General features: G+C 56.5%; 6 protein-coding genes and 2 pseudogenes. 3 read left to right on the forward strand and 5 right to left on the reverse strand.

Annotated features, from left to right (window positions below; genetic code table 11):
* Positions 1-76: 76 nt before the first annotated feature.
* From befA to ACRAUW_RS07295, 3 genes are all read right to left on the reverse strand, one after another.
* Complete coding sequence (befA, locus tag ACRAUW_RS07285) at positions 77-853, reverse strand: beta cell expansion factor BefA (protein WP_431361746.1); 777 nt, start codon at positions 851-853, stop codon at positions 77-79.
* A gap of 213 nt (positions 854-1,066) precedes the next feature.
* On the reverse strand, positions 1,067-2,506 hold the full coding sequence (pyk, locus tag ACRAUW_RS07290) for a pyruvate kinase (RefSeq protein ID WP_431361747.1): 1,440 nt from the start codon (positions 2,504-2,506) through the stop codon (positions 1,067-1,069).
* 167 nt (positions 2,507-2,673) lie between these two features.
* Entirely contained in the window at positions 2,674-3,528 is an 855-nt protein-coding gene (locus tag ACRAUW_RS07295) for a MurR/RpiR family transcriptional regulator (RefSeq protein ID WP_431361748.1), read from the reverse strand.
* A gap of 350 nt (positions 3,529-3,878) precedes the next feature.
* On the opposite strand from ACRAUW_RS07295, the gene glk reads away from it, so the two are divergent.
* Positions 3,879-4,847: a glucokinase gene (glk, locus tag ACRAUW_RS07300; protein WP_431361749.1), complete on the forward strand. Its 969-nt coding sequence runs from the start codon at positions 3,879-3,881 to the stop codon at positions 4,845-4,847.
* Positions 4,848-5,052: 205 nt separating this feature from the next.
* Here glk and ACRAUW_RS07305 read toward each other — a convergent pair whose 3' ends face one another.
* Positions 5,053-5,553: an SRPBCC family protein gene (locus tag ACRAUW_RS07305; RefSeq protein ID WP_431361750.1), complete on the reverse strand. Its 501-nt coding sequence runs from the start codon at positions 5,551-5,553 to the stop codon at positions 5,053-5,055.
* A gap of 161 nt (positions 5,554-5,714) precedes the next feature.
* Here ACRAUW_RS07305 and ACRAUW_RS07310 point away from each other — a divergent pair.
* A pseudogene (locus ACRAUW_RS07310) lies at positions 5,715-6,133 on the forward strand (GNAT family N-acetyltransferase).
* 71 nt (positions 6,134-6,204) lie between these two features.
* Here ACRAUW_RS07310 and ACRAUW_RS07315 read toward each other — a convergent pair.
* Positions 6,205-7,443, reverse strand: coding sequence for a uracil-xanthine permease family protein (locus tag ACRAUW_RS07315; RefSeq protein WP_431361751.1), 1,239 nt, complete (start codon positions 7,441-7,443; stop codon positions 6,205-6,207).
* Positions 7,444-7,748: 305 nt separating this feature from the next.
* Here ACRAUW_RS07315 and ACRAUW_RS07320 point away from each other — a divergent pair.
* Positions 7,749-8,439: pseudogene (locus ACRAUW_RS07320) on the forward strand (hypothetical protein); the annotation flags it as partial.

Here is an 8,439-nt window from a genome sequence, read left to right on the forward strand (position 1 = left end):
CAGCAATACCAGCGCACTACAACCCGATGAAGAGCTCCTGTCATACAGAACGAGGACGCTCCCTTCCTGTGTGGCCTTACCGGGTCAGCTCCTTGTCGATCCAGTATTTGGAGCCGGAGATATTGGCATCGAGCAGCAAGCCTTTCTCGCCAATCTGGTAGATGGCCATGCCGCCGTTGTATTTGGCGGTCAGCTCGGCGCTCTCCTTGCCGGCCACCACACCCACTTCGGAGGTGGCTTCCCACCCTTGGGTCACAAAGGCATCGAATCTGGCCTTGTCTTCAAACAGGATCACCTGCTGATAGAACTTGCCACCAATCCCGGCCGCCAGACCTGCCCCAAACATCTTCATATAGGTGTGCTTGCCGGTTTTGCGATTGACTGCCACCCCGGCCCCCTGATTGGTATGCAGCATCAGGGAGAACTTGCGCGAATCGAACACCGCATAGCCATAAGCCTTGTCAAACAACAACTTGGCTGATGGCTGCTCGTTGAACAACCGGATCAGCGCAGTGTCGGCCATGGTATTGAGCGCGATCCTCGCCTCTTTCGCCGTCTTGGGGTTGAGCATCTCGTCGAGCTCCTTGTCGGCCGCCTTCAGCCACTCCTTGCCGGTCGCGATGCTCTTGTCGGTCCAGACTCCGGCGGTATTGAAGGCATCCTCCCCCCAGGCCGAGATGGAGGCCCAGCTCTTTTTGGAGAAATCGCTGACATCCTGCCACACCTCCTTGCCGGTCTCGCTCACTGCCGCGCCCAGATCGGACGCAGCGGACTTGAGCTTGGCCCAGTCGGCATAACAGGGCGATAGGGCCAGACTCAGTGACAGGGCCAGCAACCAGTTGCGATTGTTCATTTTTTCACTCCCGTATTGTCGAGTGTCTGGGTTACCTGGTGCGATCACCTACAACAGGCTACTCGGTGAAAATCACTCCCGCATTATCGGAAGGGGAATCCGGTTAAGCAATCATTGAGTCCTGTTTACCCCGCCACAGCCCGACAGCAGTTAACAAAAAGGCTGCTCATCAAAGAGGAGCAGCCTTGTTAAGCACAGTAAAACCGGACGGGCTTATTCGACCATCATCACCTTGCAGGTGTTGGTACTGCCCACGGTTTCCATCTTGTCACCGTGAGTCAGCAGCACCATGTCGCCGCTCTGCAGCAGCCCCTTCTCCTTGAGCACGGCCAGCGCGTCGCGGCACACTTCATAGACCGGTCTGGTCTCGTCACCGTCAAACATCACCGGGGTGACGCCACGGTAGAGGTTAGTCCAGGACAGGGTCTTGTTGTGGGGAGACATGGCGAAGATCGGCAGACCGGAGCTGATACGGGACATCAGCAGCGGAGTGGTGCCGGACTCGGTCAACGCCACGATCGCCTTGACCCCTTCCAGGTGGTTGGCCGCATACATGGTGGACATGGCTACAGCTTCTTCAACGGAAGTGAAGGTGTAGCTCATGCGGTGGTTGGAGACGTTCAGGCTCGGGTGCTTCTCGGCACCGACACAGACGCTCGCCATGGAGGTCACGGTCTCGATGGGGAACTGACCGGCGGCGGTTTCGGCAGATAGCATCACCGCATCGGTGCCATCCAGCACGGCGTTGGCCACGTCCATGACCTCTGCACGAGTCGGCAGCGGCGCATTGATCATCGACTCCATCATCTGGGTGGCGGTGATCACGACGCGGTTCAGACGACGGGAATGGCGGATCAACTTCTTCTGTACGCCAACCAGCTCGGGGTCACCGATCTCGACGCCCAAATCGCCACGGGCGACCATGACGGCATCGGAACCGAGGATGATATCTTCCATCGCCTCATCGGTGGCAACGGTTTCGGCGCGCTCAACCTTGGCCACGATCTTGGCATTGGAACCGGCTTCACGTGCCAGTTCGCGAGCGTAGCGCAGATCATCGCCACAGCGCGGGAAGGAGACAGCCAGATAGTCTACATCCATGCGGGCAGCGGTCTTAATGTCTTCCTTGTCTTTCTCGGTCAGGGCCGGAGCGGAGAGACCGCCCCCTTTCTTGTTGATGCCCTTGTTGTTGGAGAGCGGCCCGGCCACGGTCACAGTGGTGTGAATGCGGGTGCCTTCAACCTGCTCGACTTTCAGTTGCACCCGACCGTCATCCAGCAACAGGATATCACCCGGCACGACATCGTCTGGCAGGCTCTTGTAGTCGATGCCAACCTGCTCCTGACAACCTTCACCCTTGCCGAGGGCCGCATCGAGAATGAACTTGTCACCGATGGCGAGATAGATCTTGCCATCCTTGAAAGTGGAAACACGGATTTTCGGCCCCTGCAGATCACCCATGATGGCAACGTGACGACCGAGCTTGGCAGCAATGTCACGCACCTGATTGGCGCGCTGGATATGATCTTCAGGAGTGCCGTGAGAGAAGTTCATCCGCACCATGTCGGCACCGGCGCGGATGATCCCTTCGAGGATCCCTTCGCGGTCGGTAGCAGGACCGAGTGTGGTTACAATCTTTGTACGTCTAGGCATGAAAGACTCCAATATGAAGTTGATATGACTTGAAATTCTGCCCTCTCAAGCCGATGGCTCGATACACCCGTTTGCAAACCATCTGGGTAGTTTTTGTTGTTAAATTACATACTACACCAAGGCAAGGCGGGTGGCATAGACAGCCTGGGACCGGAGCCCCCGATGGTTCAGGAAGAGTGCGGGGTTTCGAAGCGGGATTCGCGCAATCCCTCTTTTACTTTCTTCAGATTTTCGCGAAATTTCATCCCACGACGCAGGGTAAAACCGGTCGCCAGCACATCCACCAGCACCAGTTGAGCGATACGGGATGCCATAGGCATATAGACATCGGTATCTTCCGGCACATCCATGGAGAGCACCAGGTTGCACTCGCGGGCCAGCGGAGAATCCTTGGCGGTCATGCCGATGACGGTGGCATCGTTTTCGCGAGCCAGCGCAGCAATTTCGACCAGCGCCTTGGTGCGGCCGGTATGGGAAATCAGCACCACCACATCCCCTTCGCTGCTGTTGATGCAACTCATCCGCATCATGACGATATCGTCAAAGCTCACTACCGGAATGTTGAAGCGAAAGAATTTGTTCTGGGCATCTCGGGCAACGGCAGAAGAAGCCCCCAAGCCGAAGAAGCTGATCTTCTTGGACTGGGTCAGGATATCGACGCAGCGGTTGATGGCAGAGATATCCAGGCTGTTTTTGGCGGCATCCAGACAAGCCATGGTGGATTCGAAAATCTTGGCGGTGTAGGTATCCGGCCCATCTTCCGCTTCCACATGACGATTTACGTAAGGGGTGCCATTGGCCAGACTCTGGGCCAGATGGAGTTTGAAATCAGGAAAGCCCTTGGTATCGAGACGGCGGCAAAAGCGGTTGACGGTCGGTTCACTGACATCGGCCATCTTGGCCAGAGCAGCGATGCTGGAGTGGATGGCGGTCTGGGGAGACGCCAAGATCACCTCGGCAACCTTGCGTTCTGATTTACTGAAACTTTCCAGATTGTTCGTAATTTTATCAAGGGTATTCATCATCACCACCAGACGTTTTTGTAATTTAGCTTCAGTGTCTTTGCACTCAATCTACGGCTAAGCGAGTTTCCATTCAAGCTAAGGACTATACAAGACAAGCGGTTATCGCAACTAACGCTTGCCATACAAAGTATGACTCATCTCTAATTATTTCGTACTTTTCGTTACAAAACGTCACCTTGTCGTGAAAGCGCTTACAAATGTTGCAAAGCAACAACACTGTGAGCAAGCGCACGTTTGTATTGATCCGGCGGGTGAGCAGGCTTGAGCTCGGATAGAATAGGCCGTCATAAACAAACAATAATATCGGGACACCATTGTCGTCCCCATCCTGTAACGAAGGAGTTGTTATGCAGCATACCCATGCGCTGGTCGGCGATGTCGGCGGCACGAATGCGCGTCTGGCCCTGTGTGAGCTGGCCACCGGTACTATCTCTCAGGCAAAAACCTACTCAGGCCTGGCCCATCCCAGCCTTGAAGCCGTGATACGCCATTATCTGGAGGAACACAAGGTAGAGGTTGGAGAAGCCTGCATCGCCATCGCCTGCCCCATCAACGGTGACTGGGTTGCCATGACCAACCACAGCTGGGAGTTCTCCATCTGCGAGATGCAGAGCAATCTCGGGCTGGCACGCCTGCAAGTGATCAACGACTTTACCGCAGTCTCGATGGCGGTTCCTGTATTGACTGAATCGGATCGCATCCAGCTGGGCGGCGCCGCGCCGGTGGCTGGCAAGCCCATCGCCATCTATGGTGCGGGCACTGGCCTTGGGGTAGCGCATCTGGTCAAGGCGGGTGAGCAGTGGCTGAGCCTGCCGGGCGAAGGGGGTCATGTGGATTTTGCTGCCAACACCGAAGAGGAAGATGCGGTGCTGCAGGTAGTGCGGGGGGAATTGGGCCATGTCTCGGCAGAGCGTTTCCTCTCCGGCCCGGGTCTGGTCAATCTCTATCGCGGGCTGGTGAAATCCGATGGTCGTGAGCCCGCGCCGTTCGCCCCCCAAGACATTACCGAGCGCGCACTGGCCGGGGAGTGCCTCGATTGCCGTCGCACCCTGAGCCTGTTCTGCGTGCTGATGGGCCGCTTTGCCGGCAATCTGGCCCTCAACATGGGCACCTTCGGCGGCGTCTATATCGCAGGTGGCATAGTGCCGCGCTTCCAGGAGTTCTTTACCGGCTCCGGTTTCCGGGTCGCCTTTGAAGACAAGGGGCGTTTCAAGTCCTACCTCAAGGAGATCCCGGTGTTCCTGATCACCCATGAAGGGCCGGGGCTGCTCGGTGCGGGCGCTTACTTGCGCCAGTCGATGGGGATCACTATCTGATATAAGCGGGGTGCGAGGCGATAGCATTCATGGTTCAGCCTCGATTCAGTGTGAATGGCATAAAGTAGCCGCACGTAACCAAGAGGGTTGTGCTTCACAAGGAGTGGAAAGCGACTCTCATCCGCTGGATACGTTTGTCACCTGACAAGCCTGAACTGTTTCAACCGGCCTTTTGGCCGGTTTTTTTTATGTCTGATATCCGGGATTACTGGGCCAGCGCCTTCAGCTGCGCCTTGTCGGGAGGATTGTTCCAGTCGATGGGACCGTGGGTAAAACGGTACTGCAACCGTGGCAGACTGGTCTCCAGCCACTCTTCCCGAAAATAGGCATAACCCTGATCCCAATCCGGATCATTGGCCCAACCGCTCTGCAGGAAGTAGAGGCGAGTCCCCTGCCCTTCCGGTACAAAGCGCAGACAAACCTGGGTCTTTTGCTGGCGGATATGGGGCAGGCTGGGTGGAAAATTCCAGCTAAAACTGAGCAGGTCATAGGGCATGACGGCCATGACCCGGCACCCTTCACTACCACGTTCGCCCAAGGGAAAGTCGGGTCTGAAGTAGATCTCGAAAGGGCCGTTCGGTTCGGCCACCATCAGACACTCGGGAGCCAAAAAGCTGCGCAGACCGCTTTCGGTGGTCCAGGCGTGCCAGACATCGTCTATGTGCGCCGGAACAAAAATATTGCCTTCAATCTGTCTATTGTCCATAAATCAGCGATCCTCAAGCCATCCATACATGGGACTCCGGCAGTATAGCCCCATGGCAAATACAATGGACAGCCCTTAATCACACACTTGTCATTTGCATAGGATGAATCCGCCGCAGTGCGGCTGCCTCAACAAACAGAGGCTTGATCCGGGAGGAAAATATGACCCGTCTCATGGAGAAAGACGACATCCCCCAACTGGCTAGGCTGTTTTTAAAGGGCCGCCGCCACACCTTTCACTGGGTCGCCCCCGCCCGTTTCCAACTCGAGGATTTCGAGGCACAAACCAAAGGTGAACGGATATGGGTAGCCGAACAGGGGGGCAATATTTGCGACTTTATCGCCATCTGGCAGCCCGAGCACTTCGTCCATCACCTCTATGTGTCAAGCGACTGGCACGGTCAGGGGATCGGGCGCGCCCTACTGGAGCGGGGCCTCGCTGATTCGCCGCTCGGCTCGCTCAAGGTTGCGCTCGCAACACGGCCGCACTCGCCTTCTACCATCAACTTGGCTGGCACAATAGCGAGAAGACCGGTCACTGTGAAGTCACCGGTCCCTGGTGCAAGTTACTCGGAAGCTAACAGGACGTTCGGCATCTGTGCGTTTCGCCCGCACAGACACCGGAAAATCAACGAAGAACGTCTGGTGACACTCAATCCTTGGCCGCGTCCATCACACCCTCTTCAGAGGGTTGGGGCAGGATCAGGTTGAGCAGGATGGCGGCAACAGAAGCCAGGCCAACACCGGCCAGCGCGAAGTCGCCAATCTTCATCTCCAGCGCACCGACACCGACAGTAAGAGTCACGGCGACAATCGCGATATTGCGTGATAGCCCCAGATCCACCTTGGATTCCACCAGCGTCTTGAGACCGATGGCAGCGATGGATCCGAACAGCAGCAGCATGATACCGCCCATCACCGGCATCGGGATGGAGGTGAGCAGCGCATTGAACTTGCCGAAGAAGGCCAAAATGATGGCAAACACCGCAGCCCAAGTCATGGTGACCGGATTGAAGTTGCGAGTGATCATCACGGCACCGGTCACTTCGGCGTAGGTGGTCACGGGTGGGCCACCGATGAAACCGGCGAAGCAGACGCCAATGCCGTCACCGGTCAGCGTACGGTGCAAACCCGGATCCTTGGTGTAATCCTTGCCAGTCACGCCACCAATCGCCAACACGCCACCGATATGCTCGATACAGGGGGCGATGGCTACCGGCAACATGAACAACGCAGCAGCCCAGTTGATCTCCGGTGTTTCGAAGTGGGGCAGCGCCAGCCAGGGGGCGTTAACCATGCCATCGAAATTCACCTGGCCCATGGACACCGCCGAGACATAACCGGCAATCACGCCGCACAGGATGGGGATGAGCTTAATCCACCCCTTGCAGAACACAGCTGCAATCAGGGTGACCGCCAGCGAGATACCGGCCAGCGTCAACGCAGTCCCCGCAGGTACTACCTGCTCACTACCGGCACGGCCCATCGCCATGTTGCAGGCAACCTGCGCCACAGAAAGACCGATCACCATGATCACCGGGCCAATCACCACCGGGGGCAGCAATTTGTGCACAAACCCCATCCCTTTTGCCCGGATCAGCGCAGCCAGAATGAAATACATGAAACCGGCGGCAAACAGGCCAAACATGGTGGATGGCAATCCCCAGGTCTGGGTGGCATAGATAATGGGAGCGATGAAGGCAAAGCTGGAACCGAGGAAAATCGGGACCTGGCGGCGGGTGCAGAGCTGGAACAACAGGGTGCCCACACCGGCGCCAAGCAGGGCCATGGAGGGGTTCAATCCGGTGAGCAGGGGCACCAGAACCATGGCACCGAAGGCGACAAACAGGATTTGCAGCCCGGCGACACTTTGCTTGACTAAGGAAAACATGGATGTCCTTAACTTTTTGATAACTGATGGGGATATTTATCACTTTTCAGTTATCACAAGACTTTTTCAAGGCACAAAATGAACACAAATGCGTCACTTGTTACATTTTACTGCTTGGGAAGGGCATGAAACTGGCTTTTTAGGCGGGATTCGTTGCTACAAGCATCGAGTATGCGATTTTACGCATTATTGTGACGAACGCCAATCGTTTTTCCATCATGTTTATTGTATTTGTGGTCAGAAATTCCGCCATCAGAGAGCGATCTATAATGGATCCCGTGAACCAAGATGGACAAGGAGTCCCTATGTCACAACCCCCATTCAAGGCCAGCCAACGCAGATTGCTTATCGGCTCGGCCATCGCACTCGCCCTGTTTGCGAACCCGTTCAGTTATGACTTCACCCATAATGAGTGGCAAATGAATCAGGCTTATGCCAAGTCCTGCTTTATCGCCGGCACCCGCATCACGATGGCAGATGGTTCCATCCGCCCTATAGAGACGCTCCGGGCCGGTGAACAGGTGCTGGATCAGCACGGCGGCAGCAACCGGATCCTGGCTGTCGAGCAGGTAATACTTGGCAAACGCAGACTCTACGGGATCAATGATCTGCCCCCGTTCTTTACCGCAGAGCACCCTCTGCTGACCACTCGGGGCTGGGCAGCCATCTCACCGGCCATGACCCGAACCGAAAACCCGCAACTGGCGGTGCTGCCGCTATTTACCGGCATGCAGATAATGTGTCGCCCGGCACCGGTCATGGTGACGGGCAATCTGGCCCTACAACCCCAGCCGGAATTACTGCTGGTTGAGTCACTCTGCTGGATAGAGGCGCCGCCCACTACCGCACTCTTCAATCTGCTGCTCGATGGCAGCCACAGCTACATCGCCAATGAGCTGATCGTTCACAACAAAGATGGCGATGGTGGCAGTGGTGGTGGTGACAGCGGCGGCGGTAGCGACAGCGGCGGCGGTAGCGACAGCGGCGGCGGTAGCG

This window comes from Aeromonas sp. (assembly GCF_050633025.1).
Taxonomy (GTDB): Bacteria; Pseudomonadota; Gammaproteobacteria; order Enterobacterales; family Aeromonadaceae; genus Aeromonas.